This window comes from Bacillus hominis (genome assembly GCF_018332515.1).
Taxonomy (GTDB): Bacteria; Bacillota; Bacilli; order Bacillales; family Bacillaceae_G; genus Bacillus_A; species Bacillus_A hominis.
In genome coordinates this window covers 1-22,741 of sequence record NZ_BOQD01000008.1, presented here as the reverse complement: position 1 = coordinate 22,741, position 22,741 = coordinate 1, and the positions used below count along the sequence as shown (strand labels likewise).

The window sequence follows — 22,741 nt, the reverse complement described above, 5'->3', positions numbered from 1 at the left end:
GAATATTTCAGATTGTTAAAGAGTACATTTGAAAAATAGGTTTAAGTTGATGATTTTATAAAATAAAAGAAGGCGTTCCGTATTTGGGATGCCTTTTCTTGATGTTTTGTTGCTAATGTGGGTTGTTAAGTTATTTATATTCGCTTAATTCTCGTTTCTTCTTGATGAGGAGTAATTGGCGCATTTGAAATATGGTGGAGGAACAAAGAAGGGTACACATTGGATATTCAACTTCGTAAAAAACGAGATCATCAGGCTGCATATGCCTTTATGAAAAGACACCTATTAAAGAAATTTACCTAGTTATTAAAATTTGCCAAATCCTTTTCTTACATAAGTATTAATTGATATGCCTATTTTAAAAAGGGTACATCTAATATTTTTTATGAATTAGTTTAAATATGGAAAAGAAAGGGATTTTTATGTCTAATATAAAAAAATTGACACTTTTTGGGTTAATTGGTATCACAATGGCCTTTTTTGGAACGGTACGAAGTGTGCCGACTCTTTCAATTACTGGTTGGACCCAAATCTTCTATATGTTGATAGCTGCGTTTGCATTTGCTCTACCTATCGCGTTGATGTCAGCTGAGCTTTCTACGGCTTTCCCTGAAGAAGGTGGACCTCAAGTTTGGGTGGAAAATGCATTAGGTGAGAAATGGGGATTTGTCACCTCATGGTTATTATGGGTTCAAATGTTTTTTGGGATGGTAATGGTTGCGTCAACTGTTGGTATTCTATCGGGTTACGTTATTAATAAGCCAGAACTATCTTCAAACAACTATTTTATTTTTGCCATAATTTTAATTTCATACTGGAGTGTGACTTTATTAAACCTTAAGTTTGATATGGTAAAAGTTGCGGGTAACTGGGGTGCTGTTATTGGTGTGTACATTCCGTTTGTCATTCTTGTTGTTCTAGGTGTCATTTATATGATAAAAAACGGGATTCAATCGAATAGTTATTTAGGCGGATTTAAGCCAAGGAATCTTATTCCTAATTTTAAGGACTTAGGAAGTTTAACTTATTTATCAGGAATTATCTTTATTTTTGCAGGAGTAGAAATTTCGTCTGTACATGCAAATAATATTGATAATCCAAAACGTAACTATCCAATTGCTGTTATCACTTCAGTAATTTTATTAGCAATTTTTAATATCATTGCTGGGTTAACTGTTTCAAATGCGGTACCAAAAGGTAAATTGGAGCTTGCGAATATAACACAGCCATATATGATTTTCACTAAAAATCTAGGGATTCCATCTATCTTTGTTAACATTATTTCTTTAATGATTTTAATTGGGGTTTTAGTTCAGCTAAGTGCATGGGTACTTGGACCAAGTAAATCTATGATTAAAGTGGCAGATGAAGGGAATTTGCCGAAGTTTTTTCAAAAGAGAACAGAGAAAGATATTCCAATCACTTTTGTGATGATTCAAGCAATTGTAATTTCATTAGTATCTATCTTATATATAGTAGTTCCAGATGTAAACAGTGCATTCTTAATAATAACAATTACAACAACAATTTTGTATTGTATTGTGTACTCTTTAATTGCTATTTCAGCTGTTCGCTTGCGTTATAAGATGCCAGACGTTAATAGACCATTCAGATTAGGGAGTAAAGGGAATGGATTAATATGGACGGTCTCTATTCTTTCAATGATAAGTATTGTTTTTACGATTATTGTAAGTATTATTCCGCCATCTATTTTAAAGCCAAGTCAATATACTGGATATGTTATTTATCAAGTGGTCGTTACATTAGCAATGATTGGTATAGCACTTATCATCAACAAATTTAAAAAACCAGAGTGGAAGAAAGATAATAGCTCACCTGAGGATATAAGGAAATCAAGCTAAAGAACAAATAAATATTTGGTACGTATTCCTTAAGTTTTGTTATCAAATGAGTTGGCTTATTTGATTAACAGTGTTTTATATCCCGTTTTTGATGGCAGATATTAATTTATGTGTGAATTTTTTGTGCAGAAAAAACCAAAAAATAATAACGTATTTTGTATCGAGGTTACTTAGGGAATATTTGTGATAATTTGGAGGAAATGAAAAATGAACTATAAAATACCGGATATTAATTTAAAAGCATTATTCTTAGGTGATAAAGGTGAAAATGCCGATTTATTTAAAGAGCTGTTAATTAAAATGGTAGATGAACATGTAGGTTGGCGTCAAAATTACCAACCACAAGACCTACCAATTATTACTCCGCAAGATAAAAGCTCGAAAAAATTCGTAGAAACTGCTGACCATATCCGCAGTGTAATGGATGTGTTATCTTCAAAACTTCGTACCAATTCATTACCATGGCATTCGGCAGGGCGGTTTTGGGGACATATGAATTCAGAAACATTAATGCCGGCTATTATTGCATATACAGCTGCAATGTTATGGAATGGGAATAACGTGGCGTATGAATCTTCTCCAGGCACTTCTCAAATGGAAGAAGAAGTAGGGCATGAATTTGCTGCTCTTATGAGTTATAAAAAAGGTGAGAGTTGGGGGCATATTTGTGCGGATGGTTCTATTGCTAATCTAGAAGGCCTTTGGTATGCAAGAAACATGAAATCCCTTCCTTTAGCTATTAAAGAAGTAGCTCCTCAATTTGTAGAAGATAAATCAGAATGGGAATTATTAAATATGTCTACAGAAGAAATTTTAGATCTTTTAGAAAGAATACCTGGAAAAATTGATGAAATTAAAGCACATTCTGCGCGTAATGGTCAACATCTACAAGAGCTGGGCAAATGGTTGATTCCACAAACTAAACACTATTCTTGGCTAAAATCAGCGGATATTATTGGTATAGGCCTTGATAATGTGGAAACAATTGATGTTGATCATAACTATCGCATGGACATTGATAAACTTGAAGAAAAAATCCGAGAATTAGCTGCAGAAAAAATACCTATTCTTGGTGTGGTAGCTGTTATTGGTACAACGGAAGAAGGACAAGTAGATCGTATTGATAAGATTGTTGCGTTGCGTGAAAAATTAGCGCAAGAGGGTATTTATTTTTACATTCATATAGATGCTGCTTATGGTGGGTATGCTCGAGCGATTTTCTTAGATGAAAACAATGAATTTATTGACTATAACAAAATCGATGAAACATATGTAAAATATGGTATTTTCAATTCGGAAAATGAATGGTTGACAGAAGATATTTACAATTCTTTCAAGGCAATAGACCAGGCTGAAACCGTTACAATTGATCCGCATAAAATGGGGTATATACCATACTCTGCGGGTGGGATTGTTGTAAAAGATATTAGAATGCGTGATGTAATTTCTTACTTCGCAACATATGTGTTTGAAAAGGGAGCTGATATTCCTGCATTACTTGGTGCATATATGCTTGAAGGTTCTAAAGCAGGGGCAACTGCAGCCTCAGTTTGGACAGCTCATAAAGTATTACCATTAAACGTGACTGGTTATGGTAAATTACTAGGTGCAAGTATTGAAGGAGCTTACCATTTTTATCATTTTTTACAGGATAAACAATTTAAAGTTGGAGATAAAACTATTCATGTTTATCCATTAACAAAGCCTGATTTTAATATGGTTGACTATGTATTTAATGAAGAAGGAAACACAAGTTTAGCAAAAATGAACAAATTAAATCATGATTTTTTTGGTCAATCTTCTTATGTAAAAGGAAATATATACTACAATGAATTTCTTACTTCTCATACAGACTTTGCTATCCCTGATTATGGAAATAGCCCACTTCCATTTGTGAAAAGTCTTGGATTTAGTAAAGAAGAATGGGATAAGGAAAGAAAAGTAACAGTACTACGAGCTTGTGCATTATCTCCGTACGCTCATGATAAAGATGTATTCGATGAATACGCTAATAAGATTGAAAGCGCAATTCAAGAAAAACTTGAAATAATTTACAATGTGAAAAATAAAAGTAATGATGAATCTGTTTAAGGTGTAGTATACGATAAACGTTGAAGAAGTGCAGCGCAGTAGTTATAGATACAGTTGCTGAGAGTAATATTAATGGTACAATCTGGGCGGCAATACGATTAAGAATGGTCCTTATGTATTTTTTAGACATAGGGACCTTTGTTTTCAGACACACTAAAAAGCGAATTCTTAAAAATGAAAGGGGTTAGAAAAGCATGAACATCATTGACGAATTAGAATGGCGTAATGCTATCAATCAACAAACAGATGCAGAAGGGTTACGTGAGTTAGTAGAAGAGAAAAAAATTTCCCTGTACTGTGGGGTAGATCCAACGGGCGATAGTATGCATATTGGACATTTAATCCCATTTATGATGATGAAGCGTTTCCAATTAGAAGGGCATCATCCAGTAATTTTAATTGGAGGAGCTACTGGGACAATTGGTGATCCAAGTGGACGTCAAACAGAACGTCAATTACAGACGTTAGAACAAGTACAGCATAATGTTGAGGCATTGACGACACAAATGAAAAAGCTATTTGATTTTGGTGGTAATAGTAAAGTGAAGATGGTAAATAACTATGACTGGACACATCAGGTAAATATTATTGAATTTTTACGTGATTACGGTAAGAATTTTAGTGTGAATACGATGTTAGCAAAAGACATTGTAGCAAGTCGATTAGGGAGCGGGATTTCTTTTACAGAATTTTCATATCAAATTCTACAAGCTATGGACTTCCATCATTTATACAAATACGAAGGAGTACAACTACAAATTGGTGGCAGTGACCAATGGGGCAATATAACAAGTGGGTTAGATTTAATACGTAAATTAGAAGGGGCAGAGGTAAAAGCATTTGGATTAACAATCCCCTTAATGCTAAAAGCAGACGGCACAAAGTTTGGTAAAACAGCAGGTGGGGCGATTTGGTTAGATTCAGAAAAAACAACACCATTTGAATTCTATCAGTTCTGGGTGAATACAGATGATCGCGATGTAATTAAATATTTAAAATTCTTCACTTTCTTAACGAAAGATAGAATTGATGAATTAGCGGTCAAGGTTCAAACAGAACCTCATAAACGTGAAGCACAAAAAGTATTAGCAGAAGAAATGACGAAATTTGTTCATGGTGAGCATGCGCTTTCGCAAGCATTAAAAATTACAGAAGCGTTATTTAGTGGGGATATTCAATCATTAACTGCAGATGAAATTGAACAAGGATTTAAAGATATGCCAACTTTCCACGCTTCAAACGAAACAAAAAATATTGTTGAGTGGTTAGTTGACCTAGGGATTGAACCTTCTAGACGTCAAGCAAGGGAAGACATTAATAATGGAGCTATTTCTATGAATGGTGAAAAGGTAACGGATGTAAATACAGATGTTACAGTTGGAAATTCATTCGATGGAAGGTTTATCATTATTCGTAAAGGTAAAAAGAATTACAGTTTGGTGAAATTAGGGAAATAGATTCTGTTGATGGTAACAGTTCACTTCCATTCGAGAAGAGCTTTGAATTTAGTGACGAAGAATAGGAACAGCACTATGAGCTTGTGCGGCATCTTCATATGCTCATGATAAGAATGTACTTGAAGAATATGCTGTGAAGGTGGCAAAAGTAATTCAAGAGAAACTCGAAACCAACTATAATGTAGTGAATAAATTTAGTAGAAAATCATTTATCTACATAATTTATATTGTTACCGAATCCTAGCTAGGCAGTATACTTACTCCCTCAAAATTTAGCGGTGTTGAATATCCCCCATTTGTTTATATTATTTCGCGGTTTACCGGAAATTCCAAAAGTGAATCTAAAGAATTTAAAAAAGTTGATTAAATCCTATAATATTTTGTAGTTTATAAAACAACGTTGTTTGAGACTATCCCCTTTAAGTAGTAATTCAAAAACTTCTGGTAATGTGGAGAAAAGAATGAGACTTAGAGAGGACTTTTTTATGTTGAAAGGAGAGGTATTCATAATTATCTTATTGTTTTTTATGAAGAGAAGATTAGTTATTGATTTATTACTTTAGTTTTTCTTTAAATATGCATTTACCATTACTATAGTTACCTACAAGTAACCTACGCACATGAAAGTGCATCATTGCCTTTTTACATAAACATAGATACACTTTTAATATAATAAACAACTGAGAAGATTAAGGAGTGTTATACTTGGCAGAATTATTACAAGGTAAAAATGCTTTAATTACAGGAGCAGGTAGAGGGATTGGTCGTGCTGTAGCAATCGCATTAGCGAAAGAAGGCGTAAATGTAGGTCTTTTAGCACGTTCAGAAGAAAACTTAAAAGCTGTAGCGAAAGAAGTAGAAGCAGAAGGCGTAAAAGCTGTTATTGCGACTGCAGATGTATCTTCATATGAAGAGGTAACGACTGCAATTGAAACGTTAAAAACTGGATTAGGATCTATCGATATTTTAATTAATAACGCTGGTATTTCTAAGTTCGGTAAGTTTTTAGAACTAGACGTTGCTGATTGGGAAAAAATCATTCAAGTAAACTTAATGGGTGTGTACTATGCAACTCGTGCAGCTTTACCAAGCATGATTGAACAACAATCTGGTGACATTATTAATATTTCATCAACAGCAGGACAAAAAGGTGCACCTGTAACAAGTGCGTATAGTGCTTCTAAATTCGGTGTTCTTGGCTTAACAGAATCGTTAGCGATGGAAGTTCGTAAACATAACATTCGTGTAACTGCTTTAACACCAAGTACAGTAGCAACTGATATGGCTGTAGATTTAGGGTTAACTGATGGAAACCCAGATAAAGTAATGCAAGCAGAAGATATTGCAGAATTTATCGTAGCGCAGCTGAAATTAAATAAACGTACATTTATTAAATCTGCTGGACTTTGGTCTACTAATCCGTAAGGGCTAAATTTTTAAACAAAGAAGGGACATCTATTCTGTAATGGAGTGGGTGTCCCTTTTTTATTTTTTGTTTGAAACATAACTTTCGGTATAATTAAATGTATATGGTAGAAAAGCATTAAAAAGAGATAGGCCGTTTCTATGAATTAATAGCTATTGATTCATGTGTGTAAGTGCTACAGCGTTTCAAACGGTAGGGAAGTAAAGGATACAATTTTTTGTAATGGTAGTCGTAAAAGAGCGATGTAAGGAGGTAAAAGGGATGAAAAAGAAGTTTCAAAAATTATAATATGTAACGCATTTAGCTCGTGGACCTCCATTATACATAACACTATATTTTATATTAAAAAATTGGAGGATATAAGTAGATGAGAACTGAAAAAGAAATGCTAGACTTAATTATAAATACAGCAAAAGAAGATGAAAGAATTCGAGCAGTCATCATGAATGGATCGCGTGTAAATCCAAATGTGAAAAAAGATTGTTTTCAAGACTATGATATTATTTATGTTGTAAAAGATATACAATCTTTTACGTGTAATCATAATTGGATTCATAGATTTGGAGAAATAATGATTGTCCAAATGCCGGAAGAAATGTCGTTACTTCCAGCTGATGAGAACGGGAAATTTCCATATTTAATGCAGTTCATGGATGGGAATCGAATTGATTTAACGCTAGTTCCAGTTAATTTAATAAATACATTCGTTGGACAAGATAGTTTAAGTAAATTGCTTCTTGATAAAGATAATTGTATTGGTGAGTTTGCACCAGCAAACGATAATGATTACATGATAAAAAAGCCTACAGAAAAAGAGTTTTTGGATTGCTGTAATGAATTTTGGTGGTGTAGTACGAATGTAGCAAAAGGGTTATGGAGAGAGGAACTTTCTTATGTGAAAGGGATGCTTGATGGTCCAGTACGAGATATGTTAATCGTAATGCTAGAATGGCATGTTGGTATGAAAACAGACTTTACAGTTAATACAGGGAAGTTTGGGAAACACTTCGAGCAATATATTGACAAAGATATGTGGGAGCAATTTAAAAAGATATTTTCAAATGCAGAATATGAAAATATTTGGGAGTCGTTCTTTGTAATGGGTGATTTATTTAGAGAAGTTGCGAACGAAATTGCTAACACTTATGAATATCAATATCCGCAAGATGACGATGACAAAGTGTCGAGCTATTTAAAGCATGTGAAAGCTTTGCCAAAAGATAGTACAACGATATATTAATTTTATAAAGCAGTAAGACTGTCCTAATTATGGACAGTCTTATTTTTGTTTATGAATAAGAATTTCTCTAACAAAGTGCAGCTGAATCACATATGAAATTTTAGGGAGGTTTTTATCATGTATTATTTTTATTCACCAGAAATGTTCGTTCCATTTCAATCGGGGCTAGAACGAGATATTTCGTATGCTTATATGCCATATCCTCCATTTTATTATGGAGACTATATAAGCTCATTGCCATACGCTTTACATGTTCCTCAAAATTATGAAGTTCAAATAAAAGAAGATCGTGGATCATGGACACCTTTTTCATGGGTTGAGAAATATGCGTATGCATTTTCAGGACCATACAATAAAGCGGAAGTAGCTCTTACATTTGATGATGGACCAGATTTAGTATTTACGCCAAAAATTTTAGATAAGTTAAAACACCATAATGTGAAAGCAACTTTTTTCTTGCTTGGTGAAAATGCAGAAAAGTTTCCGAATGTAGTAAAGCGTATCGCGAATGAAGGGCATGTAATTGGTAATCATACGTATAATCATCCGAATTTAGCGAAAGTAAATGAGGCCGAGTACCGGAATCAAATTATAAAAACAGAAGAAATATTAAAACGTTTAGCTGGCTATGCTCCTAAATTTATACGTCCGCCGTATGGTGAAATACTTGAAAATCAATTGAATTGGGCGACTGAGCAAAATTTTATGATTGTACAGTGGAGTGTTGATACAGTTGATTGGAAAGGTGTAAGTGCTGATACGATTACAAATAATGTGTTAGGGAATTCATTTCCTGGTAGTGTCATACTGCAACATTCAACTCCAGGTGGGCATTTACAAGGATCTGTAGATGCACTAGACAAAATCATTCCGCAGTTAAAAACGAAAGGAGCACGTTTTGTAACACTTCCAAGTATGTTTCAGACATCTAAAGAGAGAAAATAAAAATGTTAATAATTGGGATTTTTTAAAGTTGTATAGTATAATGAAAGTGTAAGTTAGGGGGGATATAATTGATTGATGCACTAGTAAACATAGGAATGAGCCTATTGATTGGTATTATATTTATACTTGCTGCACTTATTCTTCAAAAAAATCCACCGACAGATATTAACGCGGCATATGGTTATCGTACGAAACGATCTATGAAAAATAAGGAATTATGGGATGAGGGTAACAGGTATAGTGCAGAAGTGATGAAGCAAAACGGATTCATCATGATGTTAATTGGAAGTGTTATTAGTATACTGTTTAGATATCCACATACAATGATAGCGATTATGATTGTTATGCTATTGTTAATCATTCGCTTATTTATACGAGTAGAGAAAAGATTGAAGATACTTGAACAATAATAAAAAACAAAACATGACTCCCGCGTAATATAAGCTAGGAGTCATATTTTAATTACAAACTATTATTTTTTAGCAATTCTTTTCCTTGCTCTACAACAAATTCATAGTATTCAAGATCATACGGATAAATATCTTCAAATGTTATCGTTATCGGTTTACTGTTTAGAGCAGAAATAGTCGTTATAGATGAAATATCTCTCTTTAATAGTTGTAGAAAAGTAGTTGCATGTACTTTCATCACATCGTCTACTTCTTCACCTGGTGCAAATGGAAGTGGTTTTATTACATTGTGAAAATACATATGACAAAACTCACGATCAATAAGATTTGAAATTTCATAATCTATTTTAAAGATTCCTTTGTATGCTAAATCAGTAGTTTGAAAGGAAAGCCCCAATTCTTCTTCAATTTCACGAAGACCGCCAATTTGTACATCTTCATCATGCATAATATGTCCAGCAGAAGTAATATCCCATATACCTGGAGCCTCCTTTTTATTTTTAGAGCGTAATTGGAAATATAAGAACATATCTTCATCATCTTTTTCTATAAACCAGCAATGAAATGTTTCGTGCCAATCGCCATCGCGATGCACTTCATCACGTAATTTTTTTCCAAGTGTATTTCCTTCAGTATCAAATATCGTTAACCACTCTGTCATTTTAATTCCCCTTTCTGCAAATTTTATTATACAATATTCGTATTGAATTTTGGGAAAATAAAGAAAAAGGAGTGGGTATAAGTGGGGATAGAAAGTAAGGAAATAAAATCGATTATTTCAACAGAGGAAGAATTACGACAAATATTGGGGCAACCAAGTGAGCGGGCCTTGAAAAAAGTTATTTCATCACTTGATTATCATTGTGTAGATTTTCTGTCTAAATCTCCTTTTTTAGTGTTATCTACTGCAAATAAATTAGGAGAGTGTGATGCTTCGCCAAGAGGGGATGCACCTGGATTTATATACGTATTAAATGAAAATAAAATTGTCATTCCAGAAAGACCGGGAAATCGTCGTATAGACTCTATTTTAAATATTATTTCAAATCCGCACGTAGGGTTAATCTTTTTTATTCCTGGTCTTGGGGAAACACTCCGAATAAACGGTAAAGCATATATTACAAGCGATGAAGAAATATTAAAAGAAATGCAGGCGAATGGACGTAATCCTTTACTCGGAATTGTTGTTGAAATAGAAGAATGCTATATTCACTGTGCAAAAGCTTTTATTCGTTCTAAGATGTGGGATCCAGAATCTTGGTTAAATAAAAAAGAGTTACCTTCTGCTGCAAAAATGTTGCTGGAGCATGCGAAAGTTAATACTTCAGAAGAGGATGTTGCACGCTCTTTAGAAGAAAGCTATACGAAAAGATTGTATTGAAAATTCCTTTATTAATATAGTTTCAGTGAGAGCGGGATCTTTTCGTTTTAGAATGAGATTTTCATGTGTGAACAGCTGATTTATAAGTTGCGAAGTTGTAGGATACGTAATAAGAGTAGTCTTTGTGAAATGCTATTGTGAAATATAATAAAAAATTATCTTGAAAATAGTTAATAAAAATAGGCTTGCTTTTTAAAAATTTGATAACTATAATAAGTTAACAAATAGACATGAACGAAAAAGTAATGACAAGGACACGAAATCATTTTTACGGTTTACAGAGAAGGAAGCCAAGGCTGTGAGCTTCCTAACACGAAAAGTGATTTTACCACCTTTGAACTTCAATAGTGAACGAGTAATCTAGTAATTATTGACGGTATCAGCCGTTATCTGAACTTGAGCAATCTAGAAAGAAATAAGTCTAGGTTGGAACAAGGGTGGAACCACGAAAACACATTCGTCCCTTTCCTAGGGATGAGTGTGTTTTTTTATAGGTTTTAAGATTGAAAATTTAAAATAATTAAAAAATATATTGATTTTGTTTTTTATGCGAGTATAATGAGTTAACAAATAAACATGAACGAAAAAGTAACGATAAGGACATGAAATCATTTTTACGGTTTACAGAGAGGGAAGCCAAGGCTGTGAGCTTCCTAACACGAGAAATGGTTTTACCACCTTTGAACTTCAATAGTGAACGAGTAATCTAGTAATTATTGACGGTATCAGCCGTTATCTGAACTTGAGCAATCTAGAAGGAAATAAGTCTAGGTTGGAACAAGGGTGGAACCACGAAAACACATTCGTCCCTTTCCTAGGGATGAGTGTGTTTTTTTATTACTTTGAAGGGAGGTGCTGTAACATGAAACGATTAGTACGTACGGAAATAACCACCACCTGCATGGGAAAATGGCAGAGCAAGGTGATTGATAAAAGCGAAAAATAAAATTTTAGGAGGAGATTAGAAGATGAATAATGTAATTAATGTTGGAGTAATCGGTTTAGGTACGGTCGGAAGTGGTGTTGTCCATATTTTGAAAGAACATTATAAAAAAATCGCTCTTAATACAGGATATGAAGTAAAGGTAAAGACAGTCGTTGTACGTGATTTAGAAAAAGAACGTGATGTTTGCATTGATGGAATCGTAGTAACAAGTAATGTCGATGAAGTTCTAAATGATTCAAATATTGATATTGTAGTAGAGGTAATGGGCGGAATTGAAGAAGCAAAACAGCATATTGTTAAGGCTTTACAAAACAAGAAACATGTCGTTACAGCAAATAAAGATTTAATGGCTGTATACGGTGCAGAGCTTCTCCAACTGGCAAACGAAAATGATTGTGATCTATGTTATGAAGCAAGTGTAGCGGGTGGTATTCCGGTGTTAAGAGGATTAACAGACGGATTAGCTTCAGATCAAATTGAAAAAATAATGGGAATTGTAAATGGAACAACAAATTATATGTTAACAAAGATGAGTCAAAAGGGATGGTCTTATGAAGAGGCTTTACAGGAAGCGCAAAAATTAGGATTCGCAGAATCAGATCCGACAGCAGATGTAGATGGGCTAGATGCGGCGAGAAAGGTAGCAATACTTGCAAACTTAGGATTTTCGATGAATGTTTCTTTAGATGATGTGCAAGTAAGAGGGATTCGAAAGGTTGAAAAAGAAGATTTACAAATGGCTGAAAAATTAGGATTTACTATGAAGTTAATTGGTAAAGCAGAGAAACAAGGATCAGCCATTCATTTAAGCGTAGAACCGACTTTATTACCAAGTCATCACCCGTTATCGAATGTAAATAATGAATTCAATGCGGTGTATGTTCACGGTCAAGCAGTAGGAGAAGTGATGTTTTATGGACCTGGAGCTGGGAAGTTACCGACTGGATCTGCTGTAGTAAGTGATATTATTTCAATCGTTAAAAATATGAATCAAGTTCCGAAAAATAAAAGTGCGTTAAAAGAACCAGTGCCTTACGAATTACAAGGAGATGAAGAAGTTGTTTCGAAATATTTCTTACGTATTTCATTACGAGATGAGCCAGGGATGTTGCAAAAAGTAACAGAATGTTTCGTTAACTATTCTGTAAGTTTAAAAGAAGTTATCCAATTACCTTTAAACCGGGAACTTGCAGAAGTCGTTGTTGTGACACATCAAACTTCAAAGTATCAATTTGAACGAGTTTTAGGAGCGATAGAAGCTGTCGCAAGTGAAATAAACAGTTACTATATTATTGAGGAGGAAAAACAATATGTATAAAGGACTATTAAAACAATATGCTTCTTATTTACCAGTGAATGAAAACACACCTGACGTAAGCTTAATGGAAGGGAATACACCCCTTATTCCATTATTAAATATATCAAAACAATTAGGGATTCAGTTATACGGGAAGTATGAAGGAGCGAATCCGACAGGCTCGTTTAAAGATCGTGGTATGGTAATGGCAGTTGCAAAGGCGAAGGAAGAAGGTTCGGAGGCAATCATTTGTGCATCAACAGGTAATACGTCAGCATCAGCTGCCGCGTATGCGGCACGCCTCGGAATGAAATGTATTATCGTAATCCCGGAAGGAAAGATTGCGCATGGGAAATTAGCACAAGCAGTCGCTTATGGAGCTGAAATTATTTCAATAGAAGGGAATTTCGATGATGCACTTAAGGCTGTAAGAAATATCGCTGCGGAAGAGCCAATTACATTAGTAAACTCAGTGAATCCTTATCGAATTGAAGGACAAAAAACAGCAGCGTTTGAAATTTGTGACCAGTTGCAAAGTGCACCAGATGTTTTAGCTATCCCTGTTGGGAATGCGGGTAATATTACAGCATACTGGAAAGGGTTCTGTGAATATGAGAAAGAAAAAGGCTATAAGAAACCAAGAATTCACGGTTTTGAAGCGGAAGGAGCAGCAGCAATTGTAAAAGGACATGTCATTGAGGCACCTGAAACAATTGCAACAGCGATTCGCATCGGTAATCCAGCAAGTTGGTCGTATGCAGTAGAGGCTGCAGAGCAGTCCAATGGTGAAATAGATATGGTGTCAGATGAAGAAATATTACATGCGTATAGATTGTTAGCAAAAACGGAAGGGGTTTTCGCTGAGCCAGGATCAAATGCTTCATTAGCAGGCGTAATTAAACATGTTCAATCTGGAAAAATCAAAAAAGGCGAAACAGTTGTTGCAGTATTAACTGGAAACGGTTTGAAAGATCCTGATATTGCTATTTCTTCTAATAAAATAGACATTGCAAGTGTTTCAAATGATATAGAACAAATTAAAGATCATATAAAAGGGGTGATTATGTCGTGATACCATTAAGCGTTCGTGTTCCTGCTAGTACAGCAAATGTTGGACCAGGATTTGATTCCGTTGGAATAGCTTTGTCATTATATTTAGAAGTGAGTGTAAAGGGAGAAGCTAATAAATGGCAAGTTATACATTCCTTTGACGATTCAATTCCAAAAGATGATAAAAATTTAATTGTTAGCACGGCATGTAAAGTATGTCCTTCTTTATCCCCCCATATAATAGAAGTAACTAGTAATATTCCGCTGACAAGAGGGTTAGGAAGTAGTGCATCAGCAATTGTAGCAGGTATAGAACTTGCGAATCAACTTGGAAATTTACATTTAACAACTGATCAAAAAGTTCAAATTGCTACAAATTTTGAAGGACATCCAGATAATGTTGCTGCTTCTATTTTAGGTGGAACTGTAATCGGAGCACTTGATGGAAAGAATGTTTCGGTCGTAAGGATTGAAAGCAAGGAGTTAGGCGTAATTTCTCTTATTCCAAATGAAGAGCTAAATACGGACGAAAGTCGATCTGTATTACCAGAGATGTTTCCGTTTCATGAAGCGGTTAAGGCTAGTGCGATAAGTAACGTATTAGTAGCTGCGTTATGTCAAAAGAAGTGGGAAGTTGTAGGTGAAATGATGGAAAGAGATCATTTCCATGAGCCATATCGTTTAGAACTTGTACCGTTATTACCATCAATTCGTAAATGTGCAAAAGAATTCGGAGCATATGGCACAGCGCTTAGTGGTGCGGGACCATCAGTTTTTATACTAACGCCGTATGAGAAACGTCAAGAAATTGCTGAGCAACTAGCGAGAGTATTTACAACTATGAACGTATGTGAACTTGAAATCGATCATAAAGGGATTACTGTAAATAAAGAAGAACGTATTGAATTATAAAGAAAGCTAGCATTGCTAGCTTTCTTTAAGTTATGGGGAATCTATTTTAACGGGGATTTTTCGGGAGGAATAATGTTTTAAAAAGAGAATATAAAATGAACATTAATTTGTATGTTTGAGTAAAGAGCGTATTAATTCTGGAGGTGATTATATGAGTTCAAAAGAGTCACCAGAAGAAAAAAGAGAACGCATAAGACAAAGTGAATTGAAAAATAATCCTACTGGTTCTTTGAGTGATGGGCTCAATGGATCGGAATCAGGTAGCCCTGTTGATATGGCAGGTGGCATGAATTGGAAAGATACAGGGATAGTAATTTTAGTGCTAGTTTTAGGCTATATTATATACAGTTACTTTTTCAGTTAAGGACAGTTTGTTTAAATCTTGATTTGTTTGAACTCATAATTAGTGAAAATGAACTTATTTTTATACTTTGAAGAGGGCCGTCCAAAAAGTTTTTTGGGACGGCCCTCTCTTGTTAATAGGTAGGATATTATTGTGATATTTTGTAGCCAAGTCGATATAATTTCATGTACTGTAGTAAATTTACTTAATAAGAACATAGCTCCATTTCAAAGTTCGGATTTTGGGACAGTCCTATTATTTTTTGCCACATTCCTGTAACAAAGCACCTGTATATTCAGTGGTGGAGGTGCAGAAGATGAAAAAAATGATAGCAATATGTCTTCTTACTACTATGTCATTTTCGACTTTAGTCGGGTGTGATGTAAAAGGTAATGATGCTTTACAAGAGTCTAAAATAAAGAAAGCGACGTATAAAGATTTTACTTACGATGTAAATCCAGAGACGTTCACGTTAACTGTAGAACATGATGGTATAAAGGAACGGGCATCACAACCGTTACCGAAAATGAAGGTGTCGAATTTGAAAAAAGACAAGGATCGCACATCGTGGGAATATCCAGATCAAAAAGTAAAAGTAAACTTAGAAAAGAAAAAAGATCACTTAAATATTGAAGTGGAATCGACTGGTGCAGAAAGTTTTACATGGCCGAAAGTACAAGCTGAAAATTATACACTTCCGTTATGGGAAGGTAAGCAAATTCCAAGTAATGATGAGAATTGGAAGAAGTTTTTGAAGGATGATGCATATTCATTTGCTGAATCATTTTCCATGAAATTTTTCGCATTAAATGGGTCGAAATATTCGATTGTATATATTGCGAACAATATGTTTAATAATGAATTGAAATTTCATTCGGACCCGAAAATAGGGTTTGATTTTATACATGAATTCCCGAGTATAAATAAAAATAAAACATATGGCTTTCAATTATATGTGACAAATAATGATGCAGTAAGTATCGCAAAACTATACAAGGACAATGTTATTGAAAAAGGTGAATTTAAAACATTACAAGAAAAGGCTAGAAAAAACAAAGAAATTGAAAAACTTTACGGTGCAGGTCATTTTTATTTTTGGAATCAAAATGGTTTATCAGAAAGTAACGTAAATTGGCCAAAGCTAAGGGAGCAAATAAATAGCCCGCTGTTTAGCCATATAAAAGAGCTTATTCAAAAGAATAGTTCAGAACCTGGAGAACTGAATGTATTTGAACAAGTAAGTAAACAAGATTTCATTGATAAGTATCAAAAAAATGTTATTTTGCGTTATGTAAACGAAGCATTATCAATGAAGGAATTGTATAAAGAGGATATTTTCCCGAAAGTTGATCAGGAGGCTAGTGAGTTATTAAAAAAAGGTGTAGATAACTTATCGAAGGTGGAGTTATATAACTTAAATAAGCATTTATTAAAGTCGATACTCGGTGATGCGGTTGAAGAAGTAAGTAAATGGGGTAACGCAGATGGGACAGATATTATAAAGGAAATGAAAGAAGCAGGAATAGACAAAGCGTGGATTGGTCTACCGAACTGGGAACAAGGATATATGCAGCCTAATTTCGTTACAGAAGCTAAGAAAATGGGGTATTTAATTGGTCCGTATGATTCTTATCACTCAATTCATGAGAAAGGTGATAAGAATTGGAATACAGCATCTTTTAATGATCCATCGTTATATGAAGAGGCAACTGTAACGAAGAAAAATGGAGAAAAGGTGCAAGGGTTTTTAGGGAGAGGACGAAAACTAAATCCGACATTATCACTTCCTAGTGTAAAAGAACGAATGAACGATATATTACAAAATGGCCCTAAATATAATTCATGGTTTATTGATTGTGATGCGACGGGTGAAATTTATGATGATTATTCAACAAAACATGTAACGACACAAGAACAAGATTTAAAAGCACGATTAAAACGAATGGATTATATCGCGCAAGAAAAAGGGATGGTAGTAGGTTCTGAAGGTGGAAATGATTTTGCAAGTAGTACAATTGCATTTGCGCACGGAATTGAAACGCCTGTAATTAAATGGGACGATGAAGATATGAGGAAAAATAAAACAAGTCCGTATTATGTCGGTGGGTATTGGTCACCAAATCAAAATGTTCCAGAAAAATATGCAAAACAAGTACCGTTGAAAGAAGAATATAAGCAAGTATATTTAAATCCAGTATATTCGGTGCCATTATATAAACTAGTATACAATGATTCGGTTATTACAACGCACCACTGGGAATGGGGAAGTTTGAAGGTAAAGGACGAGGTTGGAAATCGTATGTTATATGAATTATTGTATAATGTTCCTCCGTTGTACCATTTAGATGAAGTAGAGTGGAATAAGCATAAAAAAGAAATTACAGAGCATCTGAAAGTTTGGAATGATGTTCATGAAAAGGCAGTAAAAGAAGAAATGACGGCCTTTGCATATCTGTCAGAAGATAAGCTAGTACAATCTGCTTCATATGGAAAAGATATTAAAATCATTGTGAATTTCTCTAATGATGATGTGGAAATAGAAAAAACGAAAATAAAAGCAAAGTCAGCTTTAATTTATAATCATGGGAAGCAAATGATATACACACCAAATGAGAAATAATAAAATGCAACTTTAATCAGTGGGGGGATTTATCCCTCACTGATTATTAGCCATCACCAATCAAGATTTCACGGCAAAAACTTGATTGGTGATGGCTAAATTGCGAGGTGAAAATCTTACTACCCGCAAATAAAAGAATGATAAATTTGTAAATTCGAATGTTTTGAAGTGTTGAATTTTTGAAGTTGATAAATAGTGACTTGCTAAAAATAAGCACGAGAGTATAATGTGAAATGGAATACATATTGAATTTATGAAGTAACCTTACAAAAATGTAAGGTGATTGAAAGGAAATTCAATATGAAGATTACTAGACATATATTATACTAGGAAAAGAGAAAGAGAGGAGAATGAACATGAGCTCTGAATTAGAACAAAATACGAGAAGTAGTAAAAAACGTTCTAAAAGAAAAACAATAAAATGGTTCATTTTAATTCCATTTTTCCTACTTATTTTTGGAGGAGTAGGATATGGATCGTTTATATATAACAAAGCAAAAGCTGTTGTAAGTGATGCATATGCAAAAATTGATAAGTCATCAAAAAGGGACAAAGAAGTGGAACCTTTAAAGGATAATATTTCGATTTTAATCATGGGTGTCGACGGAAGTGACATGAGAAAAAGCCAATATGGCGAAGCGGTTCGAACAGATGCACTTTTATTAGCGACAATTAATAAAGATGATAAATCCGTTAAATTAGTAAGTATTCCTCGTGATTCACGTGTTTATATTCCATCTAGAAAGAAATTAGATAAAATTACACACGCACACGTATTTGGTGGTGTTGAAAGTACAAGAGATACAGTGGAAAGATTTTTAAATGTTCCAGTTGATTATTATGTGAAGTTTAACTTTGAGTCATTTGTACAAATTGTAGATTCAATTGGTGGTATTGATATTGATGTACCGGTTACTTTCACAGAACAAGATAGTAAAGACCAAGCAGGTATGATTCATTTAGAAAAAGGTTACCAACATTTAAATGGTGAACAAGCCCTTGCACTTGCGAGAACGCGTAAAATTGACAGTGACGCAATGCGTGGTCAAAGACAACAACTTGTAATTGAAGCAATTGCGAAAAAAGCTATGTCTGTTCAATCAATTAGCAAAATGGGCTCTTTACTTGATGCAATGGATAACAACATGAAAACAAACTTAACATTTGATGATATGCTTGCTATTACGAGAAATATGGCTGGATCTGACCTGCAAATGGAAAAAATGCAAATTGAAGGTACCGATAAACGTATTGGTGGTATTTATTATTACATTCCAAACGAAAAAAATGTAAAAGATATTTCGAATAAGTTAAATGAGCATTTAGGTGTTACACCAAAATCAACTCGAAATGAATAAGTATAAAAAAGGTTGGCCTCAGCCAATCTTTTTTTATGGAAATGGATTGCTTCATTTGTTTTTTAGTAGAAAAGCTACTGAATTTTTCAAGTCTATATTTAAATCATTTAAATTTATATAAACAAAAGGTGCAATTGTACGATATACTAGAGAAGAAGAATTGGTAATTGACTCCTAAAGTAGAGAAAATAGATTCATCTCATTGCAAATTTAAAACAAATCTTCTTGAACGTTGTACATAGTACAATTAAGAATTGGCATGAAAAGAGTACAACAATTTTGATAAAACTTCCATTATAATACATATAAAGTCTGTTTATATAGTGTAATAAAATAAATAGATGTATAATTATATTGGGTGATTTATATATGAGATTAATAGGGAGAGGGATTCGATAGAATGGAAAAGGCTTTTAAAATTAAACGAGTTGTAGTTGTTTTAATAGCGATTGCAGTAGTAGCTATTGGGTATTTCATGTTTCAATCTATTACTTCACCAGCAAAAGCTGTTGCGAAGCAAGAAAATATAGTGCAGCTTGCAAGTGAACAATCAAAAGTTGAAATGAATAAAACGGCACCAAGTCGTTTTAACGGAATGGAAAGAAAAGTTGCTTATCTTACATTTGATGATGGGCCAGGAAAATATACGGCTGAATTATTAAATATGTTAAAACAGCATGATGCGAAGGCGACATTCTTTTTAATTGGTGCGAATGTGAAACAGTTTCCTGATTTAGTAAAACGTGAAAATGCAGAAGGACATTATGTTGGAATGCATAGTATGACACACAGTTTTGCGAAGTTATATAAAAATGGCGAGTATGTTAATGAAATGAAAGAAGATCAAGGCTTAATCGCAAATATTATTGGGAAAGCCCCTAAATTAACACGTCCTCCATACGGATCGATGCCTGGTTTAAATGAAGGTCTCCGAAATAAAGTAGTTGAGGATGGTTTGAAAGTGTGGGACTGGACAATTGACTCTTTAGACTGGAAATACAATAAAGTACCAGTTGATGCAGCGGCAGCGCAAATCGCTCAAAATGTATTAGCTGGTGCAACAAAACCGCAAGAAGTCATTTTAATGCATGACATTCACCCGCAATCAGTTGCTGCTGTGCCAGCAATTTTGAAGGGTCTAAAAGAAAAAGGTTATGAATTTGAGTCATACCATGAAGAGAATCACTTCCCAGTGAATTTCTGGCACGATAACCGTATGTAATTGGAGGAATTGAAGTTGAAGTATGGAAAAATAGCAGTAGTTGGAGCATTATCAGTAGGATTATTATCAGGTTGTTTCGGTGAAAAACCAGAAGAAAATTTATATACGGCTTTTGAAACAGCAGCGACACAAGAAAAATCGTTAGCTGATGATACGAAAAAGTTAGAGCAATTAGAAAAGCAAGGGCAAGAATTATATTCTCAAATTTTGCAAGAAGGTAAAGAACATAATGAAGCAGTTACGAAAAAGATAGAGGAAGCTACTGCAAATGTAAATGAGCGTGAGACAGTATTGAAAAACGAGAAAGAACTGTTAGAGAAAGCTCAGAAGGAGACGAAATCAGTTCAAAGCAATATAGAGAAGCTTGAAGATAAGAAATTGCAAAAACAAGCTAAAGCAGTAGAAGAGTCGTATAAAAACCGTTATGATGCATTTCAAAAGATGAATGAGGATTACACGAAAGCCTTGGCGACTGAAAAAGAGCTGTATGAAAAATTAAAAGTAAAAGAAACGAAGTTAAAAGAAATTGGTGAAAAAGTTAAAACTGTTAATGAGTTAAATGTGGAAGCTCAAAAGGCGAAAGAACAATTTAACAAATACACAAAAGAGTATAATGACAGTAAATTAGCATTTTACAAAGATGCACAGATTAAGACTAAAGAACAAAAATAAAGAATGACCTTAATCGTAATAAAAAAGCCGGGGAAACATTGTGAAAAATGTTTTTTCGGCTTTTGTCGTTAAATGAATAGAAAAGACTGGAATTGATATCATAAAAGAGTTATAGTGTATTATTCAAAGGAAAACATTGTAAAGTAAGGAGAATGAAATATGTCATATGTGTTTTTATTCAAATTAGGTTTAGCACTCTTTTTAGGATTATTCATCGGGATAGATAGGCAGCTAAAGAATAAACCGCTTGGTGTGAAAACAAGTATGGTTATTTCTGTAGCAAGTTGTTTAATTACAATGGTTTCAATTGAATCTGTAAATGTATATTCTGTACCGGGTCATACGAATATGGATCCAATGCGATTAGCTGCCCAAATTGTTAGTGGTATCGGTTTTCTTGGGGCAGGTGTAATTTTACGAAGAAGTAATGACGTTATTTCTGGATTAACGACAGCTTCAATGGTATGGGCTGCTTCAGCTTTAGGTATTGCGATTGGAGCAGGGTTTTATATACAAGCGACGGTTGCAATGATTTTAATCATTTTAGCAATCAATGTACTTCCTCAAATTGTGAAAATTGCAGGACCGTATTCATTGAGACAAAAGGACTTATCAATAAAGATTACCGTGAACGAGCATCGAGAGTTAGATGGGATTTTTAAGCAAATTAAAAATTTAAATATGCAAGTGAAGCGAGTGAAAATTAAAGATATTGATAATGGAGCATCTCAGCAATTAGAAATGGTAATTTTAGCTCCAGAAGATTTATATACAACTGAGTTATATAGTTCTCTAAAAGAAATCGATCATGTCGTATCTGTTGAAGTTGAAAGTAGATAAAAAAGATTGAAAAGGGTGATGAAAATTCACTCTTTTTTTAATGAAAAGAAACATTTTACTATAATTAATTACAAAGGGGGATACAAGTGATGGAGATACATGTTCGAAGGGCAACGAAAAATGATATTGCAAGTATAGCAAAAGTGCATGTGGAAAGCTGGAAAACAACGTATAAAGGGATATTTTCTAACGGGGTTTTAGACAATATAACGTATGAACAACGAGAAAACCTGTGGAAAAGCATCTTCCAAAAAGATGATAAGAACCAATATAGGTTTGTAGCAGAGACGTTAAATGGGGAAATCATCGGATTTATCGATGGTGGAGCTGAAAGAACGGGGACATATAATTGTGATGGGGAATTATATGCAATATACATTTTACAAGAGTATCAAGGAATGAAGATAGGACAACGTTTATTTCAAGCTTTACTATCAGATTGTAAAAAAAATAATATGCAATCTCTTTTGGTTTGGGTTGTCTCTAATAATCCTTCTAAAAAATTTTATGAAAAATATAATCCTGAAAAAATTGATACAAAATTTTTAGAAAGACTAAATATAGAAGAAATAGCATATGCTTGGCGAGATATGGATTGTTTATACAAATCACTATCAATTTAGAGAACAATAATTTTATTATGCAAACTCAGTTTACAAGAATGAAAAA

The 22,741-nt window shown here is 33.9% G+C and carries 19 protein-coding genes, 1 pseudogene and 2 other annotated features; of the genes and pseudogenes, 19 read left to right on the top strand and 1 reads right to left on the bottom strand.

Annotation, left to right across the window (positions count from 1 at the left end; genetic code table 11):
* Positions 1-207: 207 nt before the first annotated feature.
* The 8 genes and pseudogenes from KI356_RS28080 to KI356_RS01730 all read left to right on the top strand — a co-directional run.
* Positions 208-297 (top strand): annotated as a pseudogene (locus tag KI356_RS28080) (IS6 family transposase); the annotation flags it as partial.
* A 125-nt stretch (positions 298-422) separates the two neighbouring features.
* Positions 423-1,862 carry a tyrosine-tyramine antiporter gene (tyrP, locus tag KI356_RS01760; RefSeq protein ID WP_128281379.1) on the top strand — a complete coding sequence of 480 codons (1,440 nt, stop codon included), beginning with the start codon at positions 423-425 and terminating at the stop codon, positions 1,860-1,862.
* 207 nt (positions 1,863-2,069) lie between these two features.
* Complete coding sequence (gene tdc, locus KI356_RS01755; RefSeq protein WP_002148686.1) at positions 2,070-3,953, top strand: tyrosine decarboxylase; 1,884 nt, start codon at positions 2,070-2,072, stop codon at positions 3,951-3,953.
* A 194-nt stretch (positions 3,954-4,147) separates the two neighbouring features.
* On the top strand, positions 4,148-5,410 hold the full coding sequence (gene tyrS, locus KI356_RS01750) for a tyrosine--tRNA ligase (RefSeq protein WP_128281378.1): 1,263 nt from the start codon (positions 4,148-4,150) through the stop codon (positions 5,408-5,410).
* Between the two features lie 705 nt (positions 5,411-6,115).
* A complete protein-coding gene (locus tag KI356_RS01745) occupies positions 6,116-6,835 on the top strand; it encodes a 3-ketoacyl-ACP reductase (RefSeq protein ID WP_000818988.1) in 720 nt (239 codons plus the stop codon).
* Positions 6,836-7,203: 368 nt separating this feature from the next.
* Positions 7,204-8,076, top strand: coding sequence for an aminoglycoside 6-adenylyltransferase (locus KI356_RS01740; RefSeq protein ID WP_212934639.1), 873 nt, complete (start codon positions 7,204-7,206; stop codon positions 8,074-8,076).
* 117 nt (positions 8,077-8,193) lie between these two features.
* On the top strand, positions 8,194-9,021 hold the full coding sequence (locus KI356_RS01735; RefSeq protein ID WP_212934638.1) for a peptidoglycan-N-acetylglucosamine deacetylase: 828 nt from the start codon (positions 8,194-8,196) through the stop codon (positions 9,019-9,021).
* A gap of 71 nt (positions 9,022-9,092) precedes the next feature.
* Complete coding sequence (locus tag KI356_RS01730; protein ID WP_212934644.1) at positions 9,093-9,431, top strand: SdpI family protein; 339 nt, start codon at positions 9,093-9,095, stop codon at positions 9,429-9,431.
* A 52-nt stretch (positions 9,432-9,483) separates the two neighbouring features.
* Here the strand turns inward: KI356_RS01730 and KI356_RS01725 are convergent, their stop codons facing one another.
* On the bottom strand, positions 9,484-10,092 hold the full coding sequence (locus KI356_RS01725) for an NUDIX hydrolase (RefSeq protein ID WP_212934637.1): 609 nt from the start codon (positions 10,090-10,092) through the stop codon (positions 9,484-9,486).
* 81 nt (positions 10,093-10,173) lie between these two features.
* On the opposite strand from KI356_RS01725, the gene KI356_RS01720 reads away from it, so the two are divergent.
* The 11 genes from KI356_RS01720 (at position 10,174) to KI356_RS01670 (ending at position 22,695) form a co-directional block, all read left to right on the top strand.
* Positions 10,174-10,812: a pyridoxamine 5'-phosphate oxidase family protein gene (locus tag KI356_RS01720; protein ID WP_212934636.1), complete on the top strand. Its 639-nt coding sequence runs from the start codon at positions 10,174-10,176 to the stop codon at positions 10,810-10,812.
* Between the two features lie 236 nt (positions 10,813-11,048).
* Positions 11,049-11,280, top strand: a binding site (T-box leader).
* Between the two features lie 114 nt (positions 11,281-11,394).
* Positions 11,395-11,626: a binding site (T-box leader), on the top strand.
* A 154-nt stretch (positions 11,627-11,780) separates the two neighbouring features.
* Positions 11,781-13,076, top strand: coding sequence for a homoserine dehydrogenase (locus KI356_RS01715; RefSeq protein WP_212934635.1), 1,296 nt, complete (start codon positions 11,781-11,783; stop codon positions 13,074-13,076).
* Positions 13,069-14,127, top strand: coding sequence for a threonine synthase (thrC, locus tag KI356_RS01710; protein WP_128281371.1), 1,059 nt, complete (start codon positions 13,069-13,071; stop codon positions 14,125-14,127). Before KI356_RS01715 ends, thrC begins: the two co-directional genes overlap by 8 nt.
* A complete protein-coding gene (thrB, locus tag KI356_RS01705) occupies positions 14,124-15,017 on the top strand; it encodes a homoserine kinase (RefSeq protein ID WP_212934634.1) in 894 nt (297 codons plus the stop codon). Before thrC ends, thrB begins: the two co-directional genes overlap by 4 nt.
* A 151-nt stretch (positions 15,018-15,168) precedes the next feature.
* Entirely contained in the window at positions 15,169-15,381 is a 213-nt protein-coding gene (locus KI356_RS01700) for a DUF6366 family protein (protein WP_212934633.1), read from the top strand.
* A gap of 295 nt (positions 15,382-15,676) precedes the next feature.
* Complete coding sequence (locus tag KI356_RS01695; protein WP_212934632.1) at positions 15,677-17,980, top strand: glycoside hydrolase; 2,304 nt, start codon at positions 15,677-15,679, stop codon at positions 17,978-17,980.
* A gap of 356 nt (positions 17,981-18,336) precedes the next feature.
* The gene (locus KI356_RS01690) at positions 18,337-19,338 is read left to right on the top strand and encodes an LCP family protein (RefSeq protein WP_128281368.1); all 1,002 of its coding nucleotides are present in this window, start codon (positions 18,337-18,339) and stop codon (positions 19,336-19,338) included.
* Positions 19,339-19,738: 400 nt separating this feature from the next.
* Positions 19,739-20,560: a peptidoglycan-N-acetylglucosamine deacetylase gene (locus KI356_RS01685; RefSeq protein WP_212934631.1), complete on the top strand. Its 822-nt coding sequence runs from the start codon at positions 19,739-19,741 to the stop codon at positions 20,558-20,560.
* A gap of 15 nt (positions 20,561-20,575) precedes the next feature.
* Positions 20,576-21,232, top strand: coding sequence for a YkyA family protein (locus KI356_RS01680; protein WP_128281366.1), 657 nt, complete (start codon positions 20,576-20,578; stop codon positions 21,230-21,232).
* A gap of 159 nt (positions 21,233-21,391) precedes the next feature.
* Positions 21,392-22,072, top strand: coding sequence for an MgtC/SapB family protein (locus KI356_RS01675; RefSeq protein ID WP_128281365.1), 681 nt, complete (start codon positions 21,392-21,394; stop codon positions 22,070-22,072).
* An 86-nt stretch (positions 22,073-22,158) separates the two neighbouring features.
* Entirely contained in the window at positions 22,159-22,695 is a 537-nt protein-coding gene (locus KI356_RS01670) for a GNAT family N-acetyltransferase (protein WP_212934630.1), read from the top strand.
* Positions 22,696-22,741 lie beyond the last annotated feature (46 nt).